20 protein-coding genes are annotated in these 21,110 nt (G+C 61.6%); 13 read left to right on the forward strand and 7 right to left on the reverse strand.

The window, feature by feature from the left end; all coding sequences use genetic code 11:
- The first annotated feature begins 1 nt into the window (after position 1).
- The gene (locus ABIE28_RS01815; protein ID WP_354059580.1) at positions 2-1,417 is read left to right on the forward strand and encodes an AMP-binding protein; all 1,416 of its coding nucleotides are present in this window, start codon (positions 2-4) and stop codon (positions 1,415-1,417) included.
- A gap of 6 nt (positions 1,418-1,423) precedes the next feature.
- Here ABIE28_RS01815 and ABIE28_RS01820 read toward each other — a convergent pair whose 3' ends face one another.
- The 3 genes from ABIE28_RS01820 to ABIE28_RS01830 all read right to left on the reverse strand — a co-directional run bounded on the left by ABIE28_RS01820 (position 1,424) and on the right by ABIE28_RS01830 (position 6,135).
- On the reverse strand, positions 1,424-1,672 hold the full coding sequence (locus tag ABIE28_RS01820; protein ID WP_354059582.1) for a PepSY domain-containing protein: 249 nt from the start codon (positions 1,670-1,672) through the stop codon (positions 1,424-1,426).
- A gap of 152 nt (positions 1,673-1,824) precedes the next feature.
- On the reverse strand, positions 1,825-4,962 hold the full coding sequence (locus ABIE28_RS01825; protein WP_354059584.1) for an efflux RND transporter permease subunit: 3,138 nt from the start codon (positions 4,960-4,962) through the stop codon (positions 1,825-1,827).
- Positions 4,963-4,965: 3 nt separating this feature from the next.
- Complete coding sequence (locus tag ABIE28_RS01830; RefSeq protein ID WP_354059586.1) at positions 4,966-6,135, reverse strand: efflux RND transporter periplasmic adaptor subunit; 1,170 nt, start codon at positions 6,133-6,135, stop codon at positions 4,966-4,968.
- Between the two features lie 149 nt (positions 6,136-6,284).
- Between ABIE28_RS01830 and ABIE28_RS01835 the strand changes: the two genes are divergently transcribed.
- On the forward strand, positions 6,285-6,953 hold the full coding sequence (locus tag ABIE28_RS01835) for a response regulator transcription factor (protein ID WP_354059588.1): 669 nt from the start codon (positions 6,285-6,287) through the stop codon (positions 6,951-6,953).
- The gene (locus ABIE28_RS01840) at positions 6,950-8,323 is read left to right on the forward strand and encodes a sensor histidine kinase (RefSeq protein ID WP_354059590.1); all 1,374 of its coding nucleotides are present in this window, start codon (positions 6,950-6,952) and stop codon (positions 8,321-8,323) included. The genes ABIE28_RS01835 and ABIE28_RS01840 overlap by 4 nt, the downstream gene beginning before the upstream one ends.
- Before the next feature lie 30 nt (positions 8,324-8,353).
- On the opposite strand, the gene ABIE28_RS01845 is transcribed toward ABIE28_RS01840, so the two are convergent.
- Positions 8,354-8,767: a MarR family winged helix-turn-helix transcriptional regulator gene (locus ABIE28_RS01845; protein WP_354059592.1), complete on the reverse strand. Its 414-nt coding sequence runs from the start codon at positions 8,765-8,767 to the stop codon at positions 8,354-8,356.
- Positions 8,768-8,905: 138 nt separating this feature from the next.
- Here ABIE28_RS01845 and ABIE28_RS01850 point away from each other — a divergent pair, with 138 nt between their 5' ends.
- From ABIE28_RS01850 to ABIE28_RS01860, 3 genes are read left to right on the forward strand one after another with little or no spacing between them, the layout of a single operon-like run.
- Positions 8,906-10,135: an HlyD family secretion protein gene (locus ABIE28_RS01850; protein WP_354059594.1), complete on the forward strand. Its 1,230-nt coding sequence runs from the start codon at positions 8,906-8,908 to the stop codon at positions 10,133-10,135.
- Positions 10,136-10,141: 6 nt separating this feature from the next.
- Positions 10,142-11,197 (forward strand): hypothetical protein, encoded by a 1,056-nt coding sequence (locus ABIE28_RS01855; RefSeq protein WP_354059596.1) that lies wholly within the window; start codon positions 10,142-10,144, stop codon positions 11,195-11,197.
- Positions 11,197-12,555: a TolC family outer membrane protein gene (locus ABIE28_RS01860; RefSeq protein ID WP_354059598.1), complete on the forward strand. Its 1,359-nt coding sequence runs from the start codon at positions 11,197-11,199 to the stop codon at positions 12,553-12,555. The genes ABIE28_RS01855 and ABIE28_RS01860 overlap by 1 nt, the downstream gene beginning before the upstream one ends.
- Before the next feature lie 20 nt (positions 12,556-12,575).
- Here the strand turns inward: ABIE28_RS01860 and ABIE28_RS01865 are convergent, their stop codons facing one another.
- Positions 12,576-13,352, reverse strand: coding sequence for an AraC family transcriptional regulator (locus tag ABIE28_RS01865; protein WP_354059599.1), 777 nt, complete (start codon positions 13,350-13,352; stop codon positions 12,576-12,578).
- Positions 13,353-13,488: 136 nt separating this feature from the next.
- On the opposite strand from ABIE28_RS01865, the gene ABIE28_RS01870 reads away from it, so the two are divergent.
- On the forward strand, positions 13,489-14,670 hold the full coding sequence (locus ABIE28_RS01870; protein WP_354059601.1) for a CynX/NimT family MFS transporter: 1,182 nt from the start codon (positions 13,489-13,491) through the stop codon (positions 14,668-14,670).
- Between the two features lie 33 nt (positions 14,671-14,703).
- On the opposite strand, the gene ABIE28_RS01875 is transcribed toward ABIE28_RS01870, so the two are convergent.
- Positions 14,704-15,141: a VOC family protein gene (locus ABIE28_RS01875; RefSeq protein WP_354059602.1), complete on the reverse strand. Its 438-nt coding sequence runs from the start codon at positions 15,139-15,141 to the stop codon at positions 14,704-14,706.
- Positions 15,142-15,339: 198 nt separating this feature from the next.
- Here ABIE28_RS01875 and ABIE28_RS01880 point away from each other — a divergent pair, with 198 nt between their 5' ends.
- The 6 genes from ABIE28_RS01880 to ABIE28_RS01905 all read left to right on the forward strand — a co-directional run bounded on the left by ABIE28_RS01880 (position 15,340) and on the right by ABIE28_RS01905 (position 20,358).
- Positions 15,340-16,479 carry a calcium:cation antiporter gene (locus tag ABIE28_RS01880; RefSeq protein ID WP_354059604.1) on the forward strand — a complete coding sequence of 380 codons (1,140 nt, stop codon included), beginning with the start codon at positions 15,340-15,342 and terminating at the stop codon, positions 16,477-16,479.
- An 81-nt stretch (positions 16,480-16,560) separates the two neighbouring features.
- Positions 16,561-17,313 (forward strand): F0F1 ATP synthase subunit A, encoded by a 753-nt coding sequence (locus ABIE28_RS01885; protein WP_354059606.1) that lies wholly within the window; start codon positions 16,561-16,563, stop codon positions 17,311-17,313.
- Positions 17,314-17,509: 196 nt separating this feature from the next.
- Positions 17,510-18,373 carry a flagellar motor stator protein MotA gene (gene motA, locus ABIE28_RS01890; RefSeq protein ID WP_354059608.1) on the forward strand — a complete coding sequence of 288 codons (864 nt, stop codon included), beginning with the start codon at positions 17,510-17,512 and terminating at the stop codon, positions 18,371-18,373.
- 21 nt (positions 18,374-18,394) lie between these two features.
- A complete protein-coding gene (locus tag ABIE28_RS01895; protein WP_354059610.1) occupies positions 18,395-19,318 on the forward strand; it encodes a flagellar motor protein MotB in 924 nt (307 codons plus the stop codon).
- A 280-nt stretch (positions 19,319-19,598) separates the two neighbouring features.
- Positions 19,599-20,090, forward strand: a complete 492-nt coding sequence (locus tag ABIE28_RS01900) for a YciE/YciF ferroxidase family protein (RefSeq protein ID WP_354059612.1) — start codon at positions 19,599-19,601, stop codon at positions 20,088-20,090.
- A 52-nt stretch (positions 20,091-20,142) separates the two neighbouring features.
- A complete protein-coding gene (locus ABIE28_RS01905; protein WP_354059614.1) occupies positions 20,143-20,358 on the forward strand; it encodes a DUF2934 domain-containing protein in 216 nt (71 codons plus the stop codon).
- A gap of 59 nt (positions 20,359-20,417) precedes the next feature.
- On the opposite strand, the gene efp is transcribed toward ABIE28_RS01905, so the two are convergent.
- Positions 20,418-20,987, reverse strand: a complete 570-nt coding sequence (gene efp, locus ABIE28_RS01910; RefSeq protein WP_354059616.1) for an elongation factor P — start codon at positions 20,985-20,987, stop codon at positions 20,418-20,420.
- Between the last annotated feature and the right edge of the window lie 123 nt (positions 20,988-21,110).

The following is a 21,110-nucleotide window of genomic DNA, read 5'->3' on the forward strand; positions in this document are numbered from 1 at the left end:
CATGAACCTTATCGCCACCTCCATCGAGACGGCGAGCAAGCGTGGCGGGCACACGGCCATCGTCGCGGGCTATGGGAGGTCGATCAGTTTTGCCGATCTGGCCCGGCGGTCGGGCGCGCTGGCGGAAGGCTGGCGGCGGCGTGGCGTAAAGGCGGGCGATCGGGTGATCCTCGCCATGCCAGTCGGCATCGACCTTTACGCCGCGATTGCGGGGCTGTGGCGCCTCGGCGCGACCATCGTCTTTCCCGAGCCCGCATTGGGGCTCGCAGGTCTGCGCCATGCCGTGCGGATGACACGGCCGCGTGCGTTGCTGACATCAGGCGCCTACGGAATGTTGCGGTTCGCCGTGCCCGAATTGTGGGGCGTCGGGCTGCATCTGCACCTCGATGACAGCGCAGCGAGCGATGCACTTGCGTACGTCACGCCCGATCATGCCGCCCTGATCTCCTTCACCAGCGGTTCGACCGGCAAGCCCAAGGCTATCGTGCGCAGCCACGGCTTTCTGGCTGCACAGGATGCGGCGCTCGATGCGCTGATTGCGCCGCAGCGTGACGATGAAGTGGATCTGGTGGCATTTCCGGTCTTCGTCATCGCCAATCTGGCGAGGGGTACGACGTCGGTGCTGCCGAACTGGAAATTGCGCGATCCGGACAGCGCCGATGCCGCTGGTATCTTGCGGCTGATCAAAAGCCAGAAGATCACGCGCGCGCTAGCGCCGCCATCCATCGGCGAGGTCTTGGCAAAAGCTGATGCGGTGCCGTTGCAGACGCTATTCACCGGTGGCGGCCCGGTATTCCCCGATCTGATCGAACGGCTGCAGCGGCTCATGCCGGCACAGTCCGATATCGTCTCGGTCTATGGCTCGACCGAAGCGGAGCCGATTGCCTGGCAAAGTGCGCGCGCGATTTCAGACAGCCAGTGGCAGGCCATGAAATCCGGTATGGGGCTGCTGGCTGGCAAGCCCATCGCCGCGATCGGGCTTAAGCTGCTTGATGACGAGATCGTCGTGACAGGCGACCACGTCAACAAAGGTTACCTCGGCGGGCAGGGGGATGCAGAGAACAAGCTGAACCTCCATGGCACCATCTGGCACCGCACCGGTGATGCTGGGCGTATCGATACTGACGGCGCCCTGTGGCTGTGCGGTCGGCTCAGTGGCCGGTGTGGCACGCTCTACCCATTCGAGGTCGAAGCGCCATCGCGGTTCTGGCCGGGCGTTCGGCGGTCGGCTTTGGTGGCTATCGACGACAAGCCCGTCCTTGCCCTGGAAGGCGATGACGCGCATCTGGCGCAATGGCAGAAGGCTGCGGCTGATATTGGCGTCGAGCGGGTCGTGTCGATTGCGAGGATGCCTATGGACCGTCGGCATCACTCCAAGGTGGATTACAACGCGCTCAAAAACACGCTGGTGCGATAGACCGGGCTACCAGGAGATCGGCTGCAGCGTCCTGGCGTCGACCAGTTGCATGGCGGTCTTGCCATCTTCGGCCGCGACATAGACGCGGATATTCTGGCCCCATTGCTCGACGCTGATCACATCAAGCCCCTGACCCCGCAAGCTCGCCTCGATGGCGCTTTCGGACCGGCCGTGAATGGTGTCGGCCATGGCAATGGAGGGCATGGCGGTCAGGCTTGCGACGGCGAGCAAGGCGGCGATGGTGAGCGGCTTCATGGCGGGTCCTCTTTATCTTACCGCCACACAATCGACGCCCCAGATTGTGCCAGCATTACGCGAATGGCTCCTGCAAAAAAATGGCACCCACCTTGCGATGGGTGCCAAGCTCTCCGGCCGCCGAGGAGGTCAAAGGCGGTGGGAGATTGAGGTTAGTGGCTGGGCGCCGGTTCTGCCGTTTCGGCGTGGTGATGATCCGGCGACTTGGGCAGGAAGCGGCGGGCGAAACGACCCAGCGCTTCGGTATAGGTCAGCATGACCGGCACCACGACCAGTGTCAGCAACGTCGAACTGATCAGTCCGCCGATCACCGCGTGGGCCATCGGGGCGTTCTGGCCACTGCCTTCGTGCAGGGCCAGTGCCAGCGGCAGCATGCCGAAGATCATAGCGAGCGTAGTCATGATGATCGGGCGGAAGCGGGTTTCGCCCGCTTCGATCAGGGCATCAATCAGCGATGAGCCGGCGCGAACATGCTGGTTGGCGTTGTCGACGAGCAGGATGGCGTTTTTCACCACCAGACCCATCAGCATGACGAAGCCGATCATGGAATACATGTTCAGCGTCGAACCGCCGACCAATAGGCCCAGCATCACGCCGATCAGCGATAGCGGCAGGGCCGACATGATGGCGAGCGGCTGCAGGAAGCTGCCGAACTGGCTGGCGAGCACCAGATAGATGAAGATGATCGCCAACAGGAGCGCCGAGCCGACGCTGCCCATGGTGTCGGCCAGCATTTCGGTGTCGCCGCCTTCAGACAGGACGATGCCGGGCGGCAGGTCGAGCGCCGCGACGGCCGCCTGCACATCGGCACTGACGTCGCCGAGGATGCGGCCTTCGACATTGGCCGAGACGCTGACCTGACGGGTCAGGTTCTCGCGGTTGATCTCGCTGGGGCCAACCGTTGGGCGGACTTCAGCGACCTGATCAAGCGTGATGGCCAGTGGCGTGGCGCTGGAGCGGTTCTGCGCGATGGGTAGGCTGCCCACGGCGTCCACATCCTGGCGCATGGCCTCGGGCAGGCGAACGACCACGTCGAGACGGTCATTGCGGTCGTCGGTCCATTCCGATGCCGTTTCGCCGCCCAGCATGGCACGCAGCGCCGAGCCGGTGGCCGCGATGCCGACGCCGAGGTCGCTCGCAGCCTGTCGGTCGAGGATGATGTCGAGCATGGGCTGGGCCTGTTGCAGGCTGACCTGCACATCGACCGCGCCATCAATGTCGCGCATCTTGTCGGCGAGAGCATTGGCGGCGGTTGCCAGATCCTCGAGGTTTTCGCCCATCAACTTGACCTGGATGGGGCTGCCGCCACCAAGGCCGCCACCGGCCGAGACTTTGAAATCGGCACCCGGAATGGTCAACAGCGCTTCGCGGATCGGTGCGGTCATTTGCTGGGACGACAAAGCGCGCGAGGCCGGGCCCACCAGCGACACGGTGATGGTGGCGCGGTTTTCGCCAGCCGAGCGACCGGCATTGACGGTGGTATAGGTGCTCGAGACTTCCGGCATGGCGCGGAGCAGCGCTTCGGCCTGATGGGCCTTGATGGCAGTATAGTCGATGGACGAGCCGGGGCGCGTTTCGATGCTGACCTGGATTTCGCTCTGGTCGGTGGCCGGCATGAACTCGGCGCCGATCATGGGGAACAGCAGGAAGCTACCAAAGAACGACATCATGGCAACGACCATGGTGATGATGCGGTGGCGCAGCGACCACTTGAGGACCTTGGTATAGCCCTTGGCCAGCTTTTCAAAGCCACGCTCGAACAGGGCAATGGTGCGGCCTATCGGGCCGCGCTTTGCATTGGGCTCCGATGCCGGATCATACCAGACACTCGACAGCATCGGGTCGAGGGTGAAGCTGACAAACAGCGAGATCAGCACGGCGACCGAAACGGTAACGCCGAACTGCATGAAGAACTGGCCGATAATGCCATCCATGAAGGCCAGCGGCATGAACACTGCGACGATGGAGAGCGTCGTTGCCAGCACGGCAAAGCCGATTTCCTTGGTGCCATCGAGCGCCGCCTGGAAGTGCGATTTCCCCATATGCAAATGGCGCGTGATGTTTTCGCGCACCACGATGGCGTCGTCGATCAGGATGCCGACCGACAGGGTCAGCGCCAGCATGGTCATGGTGTTGAGCGTGAAGCCGAGCATGCTGACCACGGTCAGTGTGCCGATGATCGAGATCGGTAGCGTCAGGCCGGTTATGATGGTCGAGCGCCACGAATTGAGGAACACAAACACGATGACGACGGCGAGAATGGCGCCTTCGATCAGCGTTGCCTGCACGACTTCAAAATTGTTCTCGATGGGTTCGGCGCTGTTCTGCAAAATGTCGATGGTGACGCCGTCAGGCAGGTTGCCGCCGGAGTTGAGGCGATCAATGGCCTTTTCGATGGAATGGGCGATGCCCACGGTATTGCCGCCCTGGATCTTGACGATGTCGATGGCGAGCGCCTGCTGGCCATCGCGGAAAGCGAGGCCCTGCGTGTCGGAGGGGCCGAGCGTAATGGTGGCGACGTCTCCCAGTTTGATGGTCTCGGCGCCGTGGACGGCAACGATGACGTCACGAAAACCCTCGAGCGAGGTAACTTCGGTATTGAGCTGAATGGTCTGCACCAGCATGCCGTTGATGACGGTGCCGGTGGGCATGGTGCGATTGTCCTGCTGCAGCGCCGAGATCACGTCGCTGACGCCGATGCCATAGGCATTGAGCAAGGCGGGGTCGATGGCGACGTCAACCTGCTGGTCGAGACCTCCAACCACAGTGGCGCTACCGACGCCGGAAATGGCGGTGAGGGCAGGCGAAACGATGTCGTCGGCTACGCGCGTGAGGTCGACCACCGAATGGGTGGAGCTGCTCAGTGCCAGCGACATCATCGGCGACGATGTCGGATCAAAGCGCAGCACCTGTGGAGTGTCGGCGCTGGAAGGGAGCGAGCTGGCAATGGCGGCGAGACGGTCGCGCACGTCCTGCGCGGCCGTCGAAGAATTGGTTTCCAGCGTGAACATCAGGATGACGGTCGAGTGACCGGCGCTCGAGGTCGAGGTGACGGAGTCTATGCCGCTCAGCGTGTTGACAGCTTCTTCGATGGGGCGGGTGATTTCGGATTCGACGGCCTCGGGCGAAGCGCCGGTATAGGGCGTCAGCACGGCGACAACGGGGAAGTCGACGTCGGGATATTGTTCGATGGGCAGGCTCTGGTAGGCGCTGATGCCAAAGACCATGATCGCCACCATGATCATGGTAGCGAAAACCGGATGGCGAACGCTGATGTCTGTCAAAAACATGGTTTAGTTCGCCTCGATGATGACGGATGCGCCATCGCGCAGGCCCGACAGCTTGGTGGCGACGATGGTGTCGCCGGCCGCCAGCCCTGTGCGGGCTTCGAGCATGCTGCCGCCTTCCCAGCCGGAGCCGACTTCGATGGCGCGTTCGCGCACCACGCCGTCCACCACGGCCATGACAAAGCGCTCATCATCGCGGCTCTGCACGGCGGCGGTTGGCACGGCCAGCACGTCGTTGGCCTGCTGCACGACGATTTCGCCGGTGACGAACATGCCGCCGCGCAGCTTGCCCTCGGCATTGTCGAGCGTGAGGTGAACCTTGATCGAGCGCGTGCCGGCTTCAGCGACTGGGCTGATGCGGTCGACCACGCCCGAGAACAGGGTGTTGGGCATGCCGGGGACGGTGAGGTTTACTGCCTGGCCGGGCTGCACCTTGCCGATGCTGCTCAGCCCGACAATGACTTCGACACGCACCGAGGAAAGATCGACCAGCGACAGCATGGTGGTGCCGGGATTGACGATCTGGCCGGGTTCGATGCTGCGGGCCGAAACCGTGCCGGCGAACGGCGCGGCGACGCGGGCGCGGCGCAGATTGGTCTCGGCGAGCGTGACCTGCGTCTGCTGCGAGGTGATGGTGGCGGTCAGCCGATCAACCTCGGCGCGCGCATTGTCGAGCGCGGTCTGGGCGGAAAGGCCCTTGTCGGCCAGCAGTTGCGTGCGGTCGAGCAGAGCCTGTGCGGCCTGCAACTGCACCATGGTCGTCGCCATGGTGGCGCGCTGCTGGTCGAGCTGCAGCTGCAGATCGGTGGTGCCGACTTCGACCAGTAGATCGCCGGCGGCGACATGATCGCCTGGGCGGACCGCGACGGTTTCCGCAAGGCCAGAAACCTGTGACGCAATCGCAGCTTCCTGCAATGGATAGATGGTGCCGCTCACCCGGACATATTCCTGGATCTGGCGTGGCTCGACCAGAACGATCTCGACGGGATGCAGCCGCATGGCGCGCTCGACGGTAGGGGTCGATACCGTGGCAGCCAGCGGCGCGGATGGTGTTTCATTGCTGAGAAACACCAGGCCAAGACCGACCAGAACGGCCAGACTAGCGGCGGACCAGAACCAGGCTTTCTTGCCGGACTTGGTGGGGATGCTCTCGATTTTGTCTGTAGCGTTATCCAACGGGAGACCTCATGAATGGCATTCACCCCGTCGCGGGGCCAATTGGCAGCATCAATGATGTCAGTGGATTGCGTGAACGTTACGGGGGCGATCGCAATGCAGCGGCAATGTTGATCGCTAGAGTGCCAGTCATCGATAAGGACACTTGCATGCGCATATTGCTGGTCGAAGATGAGATGGACATGGCTCGGGTGCTGACAGCGGCGCTCAGTCGGCACGATATTGTGGTCGACCATGCGCCCACGCTGGAGATCGCTGAAGAAGCGGCCCTGAGCGGAGTGCATGACGCGGTTCTATTGGATCGTAAATTGCCCGACGGCGACGGGCTGTCGCTCATTCCCATCCTGCGGCGCGGACAGGCCGGACTGCCGATCATCGTGCTCTCGGCGCTCGGCTCGCCCGACCATCGGGTGGCCGGGCTCGACAATGGTGCCGATGATTATCTCGCCAAGCCGTTTTCGACCGATGAATTGCTGGCACGGTTGCGTGCCGTGATGCGTCGTCCAACCCAGATGGGCAATAGCACCGTCACCATCGGGAAACTGCATTTCAACCTGACCGAGCGCGCCGCAACGGTCAGCGGCGAGCCGCTTGAGTTGACGCGTCGCGAATTGCTGGCGCTGGAAATTCTCGTCCGTCGCGCCGGTCGAACCGTGTCGCGCAGCGCGCTCGAAGAGGCCGTCTATGGCTTTGACGATGAGATCGCTTCCAATACGCTGGATGCTCACATCTCGCGGCTGCGCCGGAAACTGGCCGGGGCGGGCGTCGAAATCCACGGCATTCGCGGCCTTGGATATCTGCTGAGGACCGCACCGTGAAGCATCGCAAGCCAAAGTCGCTCCGCCGTACCCTGACGCGCAGCATGGTGATCATGCAGGCGCTGGTGCTGCTGACTTTTGCATTGGTTGCGGCCGTCCAGATCATGAACCTGATCGTTGCCGAGCAGGTTCTGGATGGTTCGGTGGTCGACGACATTGCGCGCTCCGTCGAGCGCACGCCCGATGGGGCGCTGGCGGTGGTTCCCACCAAAAAGCTGTCTGGGATTGCGGCCGACTACCCGGATTTCTGGTTCTTCGCCGCGGACGTCGATGGCACTGCCACCGAAATGGGCAAAATCCCCGATCATATCGGGCTGATGGCCGACAATCTCTCGCGCATCAATCTGGCCAACATCGCCGATGTGGGCAATCCAAATGCGCCTGCCGCGATCATTCGCCAGCATGTCAGCGATGCCGGACATTTGTGGATCATCACCGGTGGTGGCCCAAAGCTCGGCTTCGGCGGTATCTGGATTGCGGTGTCCAATCCGTTCTTCCTGGGCCTGCTCGGGTTCCTCACCATCGCATCCATTCTGATCATCCCCTTTATCGTGCGGCGGCAGTTGCGCGGGCTGGAGCTCATCGCTGCGGAAGCCGACACTATCAACGTCGATCAGCGCGGCGTGCGGCTGACCTCGACCAGCGTGCCGACCGAGTTGCACCCGCTGGTTAGCGCCATCAATCAGGCCTTGCAGCGGCTCGACGAAGGCATGGAGCGGCAGCATCGGTTCATGGCCGACGCTGCGCACGAATTGCGCACGCCGATTGCCATTTTGCAGACGCGGCTGGAACTCTTGCCCGAGACGGAAGAACGCCGTCTGCTGCTGCTCGATGCCGCGCGCCTCGGCAGCATGGCCAATCAGCTGCTTGATTTGCAGCGCATGGATCTGTCGCCGCAGCCTTTCGAAAAACTCGATCTAGTAGAACTGGCCTCGCAGGTCACATCAGACCTGGCGCCACTGGCCATTGCCGCAGGCGATGAGGTGTCATTTGAGGCCGAGGCCAAGTCGGTCATGGTGATGGGCGATAGCGGCGCCCTTTCGCGTGCCATCACAAACCTCATCCAGAACGCCATCGCCCACGGCGGTCAGGATATCGATATTGCGGTCAATGTCGGCAGTGACGGGCGACTGAGCGTCACCGATACCGGGCCGGGGATTGACCAGGAACACCGGGCGGAAATCTTTGAACCCTTCCACCGGGTCGCGCCACTCCAGCACGGCGCAGGGCTGGGCCTGAACCTCGTGCGAGACATCGTGCGGCGGCACAATGGCCACGTTTCGGTCAGCGGCATCGAGGGCGGTGGCGCGGTGTTTGAGATCGCCTTGCCGCTGGCCGGCGAGCCGAGCAAGGCTCTGGCTTCAGCATGAGCGCGATGCATGCCATGCGCGGCGGTGCGCCTAGCTTTCGGCCATCTGTTTGGCAAAACCATTCATCTCGTCGAGGAACTTGGAAATCGCCCACAGGTCCCGCTCGGAGAATGTCTCGGTCAGCGCCAGATAGCTCTTTTCGAACTTTGCCAGCCGGGCCAGCGGTTCCTTGGCCTTTTCGACGTCCAGCTCGATCAGGATGCTGCGGCGATCCTCAGGGTTTGGCAGGCGGCGGGTATAGCCAACCGCTTCGAGCCGATCGAGCAGGGCGGTGCCCGAGCCGGAGGTCAGGTTGAGATGCGTACTGATCTGTTTGGGACTGATCGGCCGGCCGACCCGCTGCAAATAGGCAAGGCAAGCCATGTCGGTGGGATGCAGGTTCTGCATCTTTGCCGCCCGCCCGCGCGCCGTTTCCGTCGCGTCGACTAACTCCCGCAACGCCATCTGGATACCTCGCAAGACCTGCTCCCGCGGAGAGTATATGCTTGACGGTTGTTCTGTCATCAATTATCTCGATCATCAAGTTATATGGCAGTCGATGTAATATGATCCTGCCAGTTCGGCAAGTTTGGAGTTCCTTGAATGACGCAGACTAAGTTGGAAACGGCAGGGGAAGCCACCCTGACGGCGCCGGTTCGTACGCTACCCGAAGTCACTGAAACTCCAGCGCCACCAGTGGCAGCCGGGCCGGGCAATGTCGAGCCGGTGATTGTGGTCGAGCAGCCGGCAGAGCAACCACAGAAGAAGCGCAAGAGCGCTGCGCGCAAGGCGGGGCTGTTCATTTTGTTCGTGCTGGGCGCGACCATGGCCTGGCATGTGGCGACCGACCTTTTGGTGCCATCGAGCTCCACGGGCTCCGTTACGGCGCTGACCGCCTTGATCGCGCCGCGCGTCGCCGGGCAGGTTAGCCAGGTGCTCGTCGCCGACAATCAGTTCGTTGAGGCGGGCACGCCGCTGTTCACGCTCGATGCATCGCCATTCGATCTGGCCGTACGGCAGGCCGAGGCCAATCTGGCGCAGGTGACACAGACAGTCGGCGCCGGCGTCATCTCGCTGGCCTCGGTCGAAGCCAAGGTCAATCAGGCGCAGACCGCGCTCGACGGCACGCGGGGCACCACCGAGCGCACCATCAACCTCTTCGAGCGCGGCCTCACCTCGCAGGCATCGGTCGATGCGGCCAATTCCCAGCTGGCGTCCGCTGAAGCGGGTCTTGCCTCGGCTAAGGCCGAACTTGATAGCGCTATTCTTCGCGCCGGTGCGGATGGTGTAGCCAATCCGCAGGTCGAAACGGCGCAGGTGCAGGTCGAACAGGCCCACCTCAACCGCTCGTTCGCCACCGTCGTTGCGCCCACCAGTGGCGTCGTGACCAATCTCAAGCTGGCACCGGGCCAGTTCGTCAATGCCGGCACGCCTGCGCTGACCTTTATCGAAAGCGACAGCCTATGGGTTGTCGTCGACATGCGCGAAAACCAGCTGGCCAACGTCAAGGTCGGTGATGAGGCTCGTGTGCTGTTTGACGCGGTGCCTGGCAAGACTTTTGACGGTCGCGTTCGTGGCATTGCCTGGGGCATCGATCCGGGCCGCACCGCAGCCAATGGCCTGCCACAGAACCAGGCGATGAACCGCTGGTTCGAGCCCGCCCGCACCATTCCCGTCCATATCGAGCTGGCCGAAACGCAGCAGTGGCCGAGCAATGTCCGCGTCGGCTCGATGGCCAGCGCGCTGGTCTTTGCCGGTGATCGCAACTCGCCGATCTCGGCCGTGGCGAGCTTTATGCAGACCGTCTCGTCCTACGTCTCCTACCTCTACTGACCGGCCATGTTTATCGCGCCCCGCCCAGAGCTAGATGATGATCCGCTGTTTGCAGTGCGCGTCGGGCTGATGCCGCTGATCGGCTTCGTCATGGCGCTGTTGCTACAATCGCCGCTGCCGATGATCTATCCGACCCTGATGTTTTCGCTGCTGGCGGGCAACCGCAAGGCGTTCAATCCGGGCCGCGTGTTCGCGGCGCCGATCGTGTTCGGCGGCGCGCTTTGGATCATGTCGGGCATCGTGCTGATGCTGCAGGGCATGCCCAGCGTTTTGGTCATCGTCATGGGCGTGATCTTTTTTCTCGCCTTTTACATCATCCAGCGCACCGGCACGGCCTTCGGCATGCTGATCATTGTCGCGGGCGTGCTGATGTCGATCATGGGGCTCAGCTCCTATCCGGCAATGGCTTATCTGCGCACCGAAATGACGAAGGCAGCGCTGTGCTCGGCTTTCGTCATCCCCATTCTCTACATGCTGTTGCCGCCCAAAACGCAGGAAACCCATGTCGATGATGCAGCGCCCGCCTTCGGCTATGGTTGGGGCACGCGCGCGGCGATCCGCACGGCGGTGATGCTGGGCTATGCGCTCTTTCTTTACACCATCCTTGATTCATCGAACCTGATGCTGGCCGTGTCCGGCATGTTCGTGTTGGTGCACTCGACGCGGCGTTCGATCTGGCAGGAGGCCGGGCAACGCTCGTTCTCGGTGCTGCTGGGCGGCACGCTGGCCATGCTCATTCTTACCACCATGACCATTGCCGGTCATCTGGCGGTGCTGATGTGCCTGCTGTTTCTGGCCACTGTCTGGCTTGGCCACAGGATGCAGACCGGACGCCTGCCGGCCATGGCCTATCAGGATGCGGCATCGGTGATGATCTCGCTGGTGGGCAGTGCGCTCACCACATCCGAACCCGGCTTTGCCTTCCTGCAGCGCGCCGCGCTGACCATCATGGGGACCATCGCGGCGGCACTCGTCGTTTCGATCCTCGACACGCTTCTCATCAAAGAACCCAACACCATCGAAGATGCCGTTGCCGACCGCAACGCGCTGGAGAACCTGTAATGAAACTGAGCCTTGGTTGCGCATTGAGCGTATTTGCACTCGTCACTTTTGGTGCCGCTTCGTCTGCCAATGCGCAGTCCATTACCCAGGCTCTAACCATTGCCTATGACTACGCGCCCGACCTGCAGGCGGCATTGCTTGAGGCAAAGGCATCGGCCGAAAACGTGGCGCTGGCACAATCTGGCAAGCGCCCCACCATCGGCGCGTCGGTGGGCGGCACTTATAGCTGGACCAATGGTGGCGGCTTCTCCACCGATACCACCGCGCTCAATGTCGGCCTCGGCTACAACCAGACCATCTTTGACAACTACAAGACCGAAGCGGAAATCGAACAGGCCCGTGCCGGCGCCGAAGCTGCCGAATACCAGATCCGCAATACCGAGCAGAACGTTCTGCTATCGGTGGTTCAGGCCTATATGTCGGTGCTGACCGACCGGCAGTTGGTGGCTCTCCGTCAGGACAATCTCAATTTCTTCCGCGCGCAGCTGCAGTCGGCGCGCGACCGGCTCGATGTGGGCGAGGGCACGCGCATCGATGTGGCGCAGGCTGAAGCGCGGCTGGCGCAGGGCGATGCGGCCTATCGGGCCTCGGTCAATAGCCTCGAAATCAGCCAGGCGACGTTCCAGCGCTATGTCGGCATGGCTCCACAAACGCTGGACGCCACCCACAACTACGGTCGGCTGATCCCGGCCAGCCTGCAGGCCGCCATCAGTGAAGCCGAAGTCCGCCATCCAGCCATCCTGATGTCCAAGGCCGCCATTCGCGCCGCCCAAGCCGGCAGCGATGCCGCGCAAGCCGCGTTCGGGCCAACCGCCACCGTCACCGGCTCGCTGGGGACCGGCATATCGAGCGGCAGCCAGTCGCCGGACGTTGTTCGCGGTAGCCTGGGCTTTCAGATTTCGGTGCCGATCTATGCCGGCGGCGCCATCGGCGCCAGCGTGCGCAAGGCCAATATCGCACAGATAAAATCGGAAGTGACGGCCATGTCGTCCTATGACCAGATCCGTCAGGCGGTCATCTCTGCCTGGGCCGGCATCCAGAGCGCTGATGCCCAGATCGCCGCCGCCAATTCGGCCGTCTCGGCCAGCCGCGTCGTCCTCGATGGCGTCATTCAGGAACGCGATCTCGGCTCCCGCACCACGCTTGATGTGCTCAATTCGCAAGCCGAACTCACCGCCGCCCGCGAAGGCTCGATCAACGCCTCCTCCAACAAAGTCATCGCCACGTTCTCCCTCCTCGCCGCCACCGGCCGCCTGACCGCCACCGAACTCGGCCTCGGCGTCGAGGTCAAATCGGCAGTGCGGTACAATCAGGTCGTCGAGGATGTGTGGCAGGATCTGCGGGTGGTCGCGGACTAAGGCAGGGGGCCATGCCGGGGTCACCTCCGCTCGAAGTATTTTGACGGCGTTACCCCCATCACCTTCTTGAAAGCGGTGATGAACGCTGTCGTCGACTGATAGCCGAGATCATCGGAAATTTGTTGAACGGTAGCCCCTGCTGCCAGTTGCCGGAGCGCAATGAGAAGCTTGAGTTGCGCCCGCCATTCGCCAAAACTCATGCCGGTTTCTCTGACGATCAGGCGCGCCAGCGTGCGCTCGCTCATCGCCAGATACTCTCCCCACTGCTGCACAGTTCGGCGGTCGGCCGGATTGTCCGTCAAAACGTCGACGATGCTGCGAAGTTTGGGATGCGATGGGATAGGTAGCTGAAGGTCGGCAATCGGCAGTCGCTCCAGCTCGCCAACCAGCACCTTCATGACGTCCAGCATATGCGCTTCGCTGCGGTCACTGACCTCCAGGTCATTGGCCAGCAACAGGATCAGGTCCCGCACCAGTGAGGACATTTCCAGCGTGCAGGTTTGGTTGGGAAGGTTTGCCGCGTCGGGCTTGACCAGCAGGAAGCAGACTTCGGCATTGATCGTCGCCTGACACCGATGCTCGATATTGCCCGGTATCCAAACCGCCCATCCAGGCGGCACCATCCACAGCGCGTCCGAAACCTGACACATGACCGCCCCGCGAAGCGCCAGGATGATCTGGCCGCTTGGATGGCGATGCAGCGGGATTTCCGCCTCGGCCTCCGTCATCGTGACGTGCAGAGCAACCAAGGGCGCCTTCATCAGGTCGGGGGCAAAGACGTCAAACTGAACGGCCATGGGTCGTGGTATGTCTGTTTTTGGAGATTGATTGTCCGAATACCTCGTATCCTGCCAGATTATCGAGCCCTAAGCTTGGACAATCTGCAGGCGGATGCGGTGAACAGCCGAACCGCGCCATTTTGGATCGGTCACCGTGAACAAGAGTACCACCCTTGCCGTTGCGTCTTCCGCGTCGGCTTTTCTGATCGTTTTGACAGCCGCGAACCTCCGCCCGGCACTCACCACAGTCGGCCCGCTTCTCGAGCAGATCCGTCAGGACGCCGGAATTACCCTCTCCGCAGCCGGGTTGCTCAACAGCCTGGCCTTGCTGGCGCTCGGTCTGTTCGCTCCCCTGGGTCATTTTGCGCGGCGCTTCGGGGCGGATAGAGTACTGTTCGCCGCGCTGCTGATGCTCGTGACCGGATTGGCCATCAGGTCACTTGGCTCGGTTGCAGCGCTATTTGGCGGCACGCTTTTGCTTGGCGCCGGGATTGCGATTGGCAACGTGCTGGTGCCGAGCATCATCAAGCGCGACTTCCCGCACCGCGTCCACGGCATGACCTCGATCTACGCAGTGTCCTTGGGCGTGACGGCAGGGATTGCATCGGGGCTTGCCATTCCGCTGGCGGGCTTTCTTCCCGGTGGCTGGCGCTCGGCCCTCGCCATCTGGGCAATTCCTGCGCTGATCGCCGCCATAGCCTGGATGCCGCGCGCTTTTCGTGCGGTCCCCAACCACCATCACGCGGCTCATGCCGCGCCGGTTGTCCTCTGGCGCTCAAGCGTCGCATGGGCTGTGACAGGATTCATGGGGCTACAGTCGCTGCTGTTTTACGTGATCATCTCTTGGTTCCCCACCATTTTGCAGGGACAGGGTTTCACGCCCGCAGCTTCGGGATGGATGCTGACCGCATATCAACTGGTGGCCCTGGCCGTCAGCGCCGCCGTGCCGGTCATCATCGGGCGGCTGCGAAACCAGAGCCTCTTTGCAGCTTTAGCATCGCTCGCCATCGCAGTCGGAATGCTGGGCTACCTCGCCGTCCCAAGCGCGATCTATCTCTGGATGGTTCTGCTCGGTCTGGGTGGCGGATGTTGCCTGACCCTGGCGCTCTCCTTCATCGGCCTGCGCGCGGCCGACCACCACGAAGCCGCCGTCTTGTCGATCATGGCGCAATCGCTCGGCTATATCCTCGCTGCAACAGGCCCCTTCAGCTTCGGCCTGTTGCACGACCTATCTGGAAGCTGGACCCCATCCCTCGCGCTTCTCGCTGCCTTGGCAATTGTTCAAGCCGCTGTCGGATATTACGCCGGTCGGGCCGTGACTGCATCCGGCCGCTGAGCCGAGGGAGTCAGCCTTTCGGCTCTGCGACCTTCACCCAAGTTCCTCCGCCAATCCAATCAGCAGCCCACCGGGGCCGCGGATGTAGCAGAGTTTGTAGATGTCTTGGTATCGAACGACCTCGCCGACCAGTTCCGCGCCGCGAGGGGTTAGTTTGGCGAGCGTGGCGTCGATGTTGTCGATGGTGAACATGACGCGGAGATAGCCGAGGGCGTTGACGGGGGCGTTGCGGTGGTCGGAGACGATGGGCGGCGTCAGGAACCGGGAGAGTTCGAGACGGCTTTGGCCGTCCGGGGTGCGCATCATGGCGATCTCGACCTGCTGATCGCCCAGGCCCGTGACACGGCCGGCCCATTCGCCTTCGACGTTGGCGCGTCCTTCAAGCTCAAGGCCGAGGTCGCGGAAGAAGTCGATGGTCGCGTCGAGGTCGTCGACCACGATGCCAACATTGTCCATACGTTTGATCGCCATGTATCCAACCTCCCAGTTGCCCCCAAGGTTAAATCCGGGTCGCAGGCAATGGACAAGGCAATTTATGTGTCCTATAGGCCTGCCGATCACCGATTTGGTGACGCGCCATTGTGGACGACCGCAATGCAGGTTCATATCTTCAGGGGACGACCCCTAGAGGTTTGAACCGTGTCCACCCAAACTGTTGCCAAGACATCTTTGTCTCGACATCTTCCCTTCTCGACCATCATCAAGCTGATCGTCGCCTGGGGCGTTGTCGTTGCCTTTTTCATAGGCGGCCCATCCTGGCTGCACGATCCGATTGACCCCGTCATCGCCGTCATCTGCTTTGTCGTGATTTTCGGCACCATCATGGTCGCCGCTTTCGGCGTGGTGCATGAGGCCGACTATCTGGCCCATCAACTGGGCGAGCCTTATGGCACGCTGATCCTGACGCTCGCCATTGTCTCCATCGAGGTGATCCTGATCGCGGCGGTGCTGCTTGGTCCCGGCGAGAACGCCACCATTGGCCGTGACTCGATCTTTGCGGTGATGATGATCATCCTCAATCTGGTCATGGGCATTTGTCTCATTGTCGGCGGCCGCCGGTTTGGCGAGCAGGAATACAATTCCCAGGGCACCATTGCCTATGTCGCGATGACGCTGGTACTGGCCGGCATCGGTCTGATCCTGCCAAACACGTTGAGCACTGGCGACGGCACATTCTGGCCGGTACAGGCCGTGGCGTTTTCCATCCTGACCCTTGTGCTCTATGGCGCGTTCCTCTTGATGCAGACGCGCGGCTATCGTCGCTTTTTCGTGCAACCTGAATTGGGCTCACTGTCGATCCCGATCATCACGCGTGAAGTGGAAGTTACGGCCGAGCCGAAGACCCCGGTCGACAAGGCCGGCGTCATCATCCACTCCGTCCTGCTGGTCGCGCTGATGCTGCCCATCGTTCTGTTGGCGCACGATCTGGCGCTGGTTGTCGACTTTGGGATTTCGTCGGTCGGCGCACCGATTGCTCTGAGTGGCGTCATCATCGCGTTCATCGTCTTTACGCCAGAATCCATGACCGCCGTTCGGGCGGCCTTGGACAACCAGCTGCAGCGCTCGATCAACCTCTGCCTCGGCGCTTTCGTGTCGACGGTTGGCCTGACCATCCCGGCGGTGCTGATTGTTGGCCTCGTCACCGGCAAGACCGTCGTCATGGGCGTCTCGCCGACCGAAACCGTCATGCTGTTGCTGACAGTGGGGCTCACCGCGCTGACCTTTATGGGGCAACGCGCCTCGGCTTTGCAGGGCACGTTGCACCTGACGCTGTTTGCGGTGTTTGGCGTGCTGTTGTTCGCCACCTGAATTATTGACGCCCGCTGGCAGGACGACCTGCCAGCGTTACGGGCCTTCCGAGGACGACCTCCAAACGCTTGAGGTCCTTCCATGGCCAATGATCCGATTCACCAGTTTGTGGTGGAGCCCATCTTTCCGCTGCCGCCGCTCGCGGGCCAAGACGTCAGCTTCACCAATGCGTCCGCCTATATGATGTTGACCGTGGTGATCGCGGGTGGCTTCTTCGTACTGGCAGGGCGGAAGCAGGCGCTGGTGCCGGGCCGCATGCAGATGGTCGCGGAAATGCTCTATCAGGCCATCGAGAACCTCGTCATCTCCACCATAGGCCGTGAGGGGATGCGGTTTTTTCCGCTGGTCTTCTCGCTGTTCAGCTTCATCCTCGTCGCCAACTTGATCGGCATGTTCCCCTATGCCTTTACGGTCACGGCGCAGATCATCGTCACTGCCGCCTTTGCCCTGTTCGTGTTCGCGGTGGTCACCGTCTATGGCCTCTATCGGCACGGCTTTAAGTTCTTCAAGCTGTTCATGCCGAGCGGACTGCCGGGCTATCTGGCGCCCGTCATCATCCCTATCGAGATCATTTCCTATATCTCGCGACCGATCAGCCATTCGGTGCGCCTGTTTGCGGTCATGCTGGCCGGGCACATCACGCTCAAAGTGTTCGCCGGCTTCGTCGTCGACCTCAGCGCCTTGGGTCCATTGGGCATTGTCGCCTCGGTCGCGCCGCTGGCGATGGCGGTGGGCATCACGGCGCTGGAGCTCGTCATGTCGATCATCCAGGCCTATGTCTTTGCCATGCTGACCTGCATGTATCTCAACGACGCGATGCATCCCTCGCATTAGCGCCCGCAGCGTTCATCCAATTCGATTCAACTCTCCCCACCCACCTTATCGATTGGCGCATGTCCGCCGGTCATGGTGCGGTGGGGTATTGGGGTGGTTGGCCAGCGCAAAGGTGAGGTTAAACGGGCTGTTAAGGTAAACCGACTGATAATGCAGACCTCGAAACGATGTCGTCTCTAAGTGAGTTTGGGGTCTTATGCGTCTTATTATCGGCATCATCATCGTTTGCGGCTGTGTTGTGGGCGGATATCTGGGGGTGGGCGGCCACCTCTACGTGCTCTGGCAGCCCTTCGAATTCCTCATCATTCTGGGCGCGGCCATCGGCGCTTTCGTCATCGGCAATACCGGTCCGGTGATCAAGGCGACGCTGGGCGCCTTCGGCACGCTGCTCAAGGGTCCCAAATACAACAAGGCGGCCTATGTCGAACTGCTCGGCATGCAGTTTTCCATGTACAAGCTCGTGCAGGCCAAAGGCATCCTGGCGCTTGAGCAGCACATCGAAAACCCCCATGAATCGACACTGTTCAACCGCTTTCCCAAATTTGCCGCCAATCACCACGCCGTCGAGTTTGTCTGCGACTACATGCGCATGGTGACGCTGGGCTCCAACAACGTCCACGAAATGGAAGCGTTGATGGACGAAGAGCTCGAAACGCACCACCAGGAGCAGGAGCGCGTTGTCGGTGCCGTGCAGGCGCTGGCTGACGGTACGCCGGCTCTGGGCATTGTGGCCGCCGTGCTTGGCGTTATTCACACCATGGGCGCAATCAGCGAGCCGCCAGAAGTGCTCGGTCACATGATTGGTGGCGCTCTGGTGGGTACGTTCTTCGGCGTGTTCGTGGCGTACGGCTTCTTTGCGCCCTTCGCCCAGTCGCTCAAGAACATCTATGAATCGGAATCCAAGTATTTCCTGTCGCTCAAGGTTGGCCTTCTGGCCCACATTTCCGGCCAGGTGCCGGTGATGGCCATTGAGTTCGCCCGCAAGGCGCTGCTGTCGGAAGACCGTCCGACCTTTGCCGAAATCGACGAGGCCACCTCAAACCTGCAAGCGGCAAGCTGAGCTTGAACTAGGATAGCCAGAATGGCGGACTACGACCGTCCCGTAATCATCATCAAGAAGGTGAAAAAGAACAAGCACGCCCACCATGGCGGCGCTTGGAAAATCGCCTATGCCGACTTTGTGACGGCAATGATGGCCTTTTTCCTGTTGCTCTGGCTGATCAGCATGACCACGCCCGAGCAAAAGGAGGGGCTCGCCTCCTATTTTGCGCCGCCAAACGTTGCGCCCTCGACCAGCGGCGCTGGTGGGCTGATGGGCGGCACGGCTATGGACAGCGCCGAAGCCCGCATGGCGGGCTCGGTGCCGGAAGTGTCGATGGATTCCACCGTTACCCCGACTGGTCAACAGTTTGGCACCAAGGAAGGCGCGCTGACTGGCTCGGACCAGCGCGAAGGCAGCGAGTTCGACGTAGCCAAGGCGTCGCAATACGATCTCAAGGCCAAAGACGATCAGGCCTTCCACAGCGCCGCGGCCAGCATTCGGCAGGCGTGGCAGGCTATGCCCGACATTTCCGAGATTGCCGATAACCTCATCGTCGAAGAGACCGACGAAGGGCTCAATATCCGCATCGTCGACCAGGAAGGTCGTCCGATGTTCCCCGAGGGGTCAAAGTATCCCAACGAGATCACCCGCAAGGCGATTGCCGCCATTGCGCCGATCCTGCAGCGGCTGTCCAATCAGATCCGTATTTCGGGCCATACCGCAGCCGGCGGTGTCTACGCCAATCCGCGCTACGGCTCATGGGAGCTGACCGCCGACCGCGCCAACACGGTGCGGCAGATCCTGGGCGAATTCGGGCTCAAGGATGAGCGGATCAATTCGGTGGTTGGGCGTTCGACGGCCGATCCGTTCTTCCTTAATGACCCCTATATGGCGGCCAATGAGCGGATCGAGATCACGCTGCTGCATGAAATTCCGCCGGTGCCGTCAAACCTGTCGCCATAGCCCTATTGCTGCTGCGCGCCCTGGTCCGCAATGTTTCCAACCGCCTGTGGGCCGACGCTTGCAGGCGGTTGATGCTGTCTGGTGACGGCCGGCCTTTTAGCTTCGTCAGGGCTGGGTCTCGCGGGATTTTGCTTTGCGTTCATGGCCTTGCCGATCAAGGGTTCTGAGCCAAGACTATGACCGTCCGCGACGGTTGGTGAGACGCGTCCGTGGCAAGGGAACCATGCACAGCATGGACCGTTCATGCAGCAGCGTCGACACCACTCATCGGAGAGACATCATGGCTACCGAAAAGACCCTGGACGACCTGTTCCTCGATACCCTCAAGGACATCTATTACGCCGAGCGCCAGATCGTGAAAACGCTCCCCAAAATGGCCAAGGCCGCCACTTCGCCTGAACTTCGGGCCGGGTTTGAACAGCACCATACCGAAACCGAAGGCCATATCGAGCGGCTGGAACAGATCTTTGAGCTGATGGGCAAAACCCCACGCGGCAAGACCTGCGACGCCATCCTCGGCATTATCGAAGAGGGCAAGTCTATCATGGAAGATTTCAAGGGCAGCGTCGCGCTGGACGCCGGTCTTGTGTCGGCCGGGCAGGCGGTGGAGCACTACGAAATCGCGCGCTACGGCACGCTCAAGAGCTGGGCGACCCAGCTGGGCATGAAGGAAGCGGCAGCGCTGCTGGATGCAACGCTCAAGGAAGAACTGGCCACGGACAAAAAGCTCAGCCAGGTGGCCATCACCAACGTCAACCAAAAAGCGGCATAGGATAGCGGGCGTGGTGTACGCCACCGCGCCCATTTTTGCTTCGGTAACGCGCATGCAGAAAAACACTGAAGTGGCCGAACTTATTCGGCGAACCGCATATTTTCTTTGGGAGCAGGATGGTCGCCCCGAAGGGCGGGCGTTTGACTATTGGGTCAAAGCCAAGGAAATGCATTTGAGCCGGCTGGCCTATGACAAATGGCTGGCCGAAGGCACGCCTGTGGGGCGCGACACCTCGCACTGGCAAGATGCGGCAGGCGAAATCGACTGAAACGAAAATGGGCCCCTGAGGGCCCATTTGTTTTTGGATCGCTCTGAAGCGGCCGGCGATCAGTCCTTGGCGCGCTCGACATAGGAATTGTCGTCGGTCAGGATCACGATGCGGGTGCCAACGCCAATGTGCGGTGGGACCATCACCTTGAGGCCGTTGTTGAGCATGGCTGGCTTGTAGGACGACGATGCCGTCTGGCCCTTCACCACTGGCTCGGTCTCGACGATCTCGAACGTCAGGCGCTGTGGCAGTTCCATCGAGAGGGCCGTGCCTTCGAAGGTCTTGAGGTGAACCTTCATGCCGTCGGTGAGGTAAGCGCGCTGATCGGAGATCACGTCATCGGCAACGGTGATCTGCTCGTAGGTCGACGGCTCCATGAAGTGATGACCTTCGCCATCGGAATAGAGATAGTCATATTCGCGGTCATCGACGTCGGCCTTTTCGACCATTTCGACCGTGCGCCAGCGACCAACAACCTTCACGCCATCCGAGATGCGGCGCATGTTAACGTTGGTGATGGAGTTGCCCTTGCCGGGGTGCACGTTTTCGGCCGTCAGCACGACATGGAGGGCGTTGTCCTGCTCGACGACGTTGCCCTTGCGCAGCGAAGAGGCGATGACCTTGACCATTATTCTTCCTTGTTCAGAACGTTGGCGCGTACTAGAGGCAGGGCCGAATAGCAGCCCGTCCTGGCGCCGAAATAGACTTTCGTGCGCCAACTACCCTATCTCGACGAAAATCGCCAGCCCACT

Source organism: Devosia sp. 2618 (assembly GCF_040546815.1).
In the GTDB taxonomy this organism is placed as follows: domain Bacteria; phylum Pseudomonadota; class Alphaproteobacteria; order Rhizobiales; family Devosiaceae; genus Devosia.

Coding starts and splice junctions, on each gene's coding strand:
- ABIE28_RS01825 (WP_354059584.1), bottom strand. CDS start 4,962: ATGTTTTTGACAGACATCAGCGTTCGCCATCCGGTTTTCGCTACCATG.
- efp (WP_354059616.1), bottom strand. CDS start 20,987: ATGGTCAAGGTCATCGCCTCTTCGCTGCGCAAGGGCAACGTCGTCGAG.
- ABIE28_RS01885 (WP_354059606.1), top strand. CDS start 16,561: ATGGCCAATGATCCGATTCACCAGTTTGTGGTGGAGCCCATCTTTCCG.
- ABIE28_RS01860 (WP_354059598.1), top strand. CDS start 11,197: ATGAAACTGAGCCTTGGTTGCGCATTGAGCGTATTTGCACTCGTCACT.
- ABIE28_RS01865 (WP_354059599.1), bottom strand. CDS start 13,352: ATGGCCGTTCAGTTTGACGTCTTTGCCCCCGACCTGATGAAGGCGCCC.
- ABIE28_RS01895 (WP_354059610.1), top strand. CDS start 18,395: ATGGCGGACTACGACCGTCCCGTAATCATCATCAAGAAGGTGAAAAAG.
- ABIE28_RS01845 (WP_354059592.1), bottom strand. CDS start 8,767: ATGGCGTTGCGGGAGTTAGTCGACGCGACGGAAACGGCGCGCGGGCGG.
- ABIE28_RS01855 (WP_354059596.1), top strand. CDS start 10,142: ATGTTTATCGCGCCCCGCCCAGAGCTAGATGATGATCCGCTGTTTGCA.
- ABIE28_RS01850 (WP_354059594.1), top strand. CDS start 8,906: ATGACGCAGACTAAGTTGGAAACGGCAGGGGAAGCCACCCTGACGGCG.
- ABIE28_RS01820 (WP_354059582.1), bottom strand. CDS start 1,672: ATGAAGCCGCTCACCATCGCCGCCTTGCTCGCCGTCGCAAGCCTGACC.
- ABIE28_RS01875 (WP_354059602.1), bottom strand. CDS start 15,141: ATGGCGATCAAACGTATGGACAATGTTGGCATCGTGGTCGACGACCTC.
- ABIE28_RS01900 (WP_354059612.1), top strand. CDS start 19,599: ATGGCTACCGAAAAGACCCTGGACGACCTGTTCCTCGATACCCTCAAG.
- ABIE28_RS01815 (WP_354059580.1), top strand. CDS start 2: ATGAACCTTATCGCCACCTCCATCGAGACGGCGAGCAAGCGTGGCGGG.
- ABIE28_RS01905 (WP_354059614.1), top strand. CDS start 20,143: ATGCAGAAAAACACTGAAGTGGCCGAACTTATTCGGCGAACCGCATAT.
- ABIE28_RS01835 (WP_354059588.1), top strand. CDS start 6,285: ATGCGCATATTGCTGGTCGAAGATGAGATGGACATGGCTCGGGTGCTG.
- motA (WP_354059608.1), top strand. CDS start 17,510: ATGCGTCTTATTATCGGCATCATCATCGTTTGCGGCTGTGTTGTGGGC.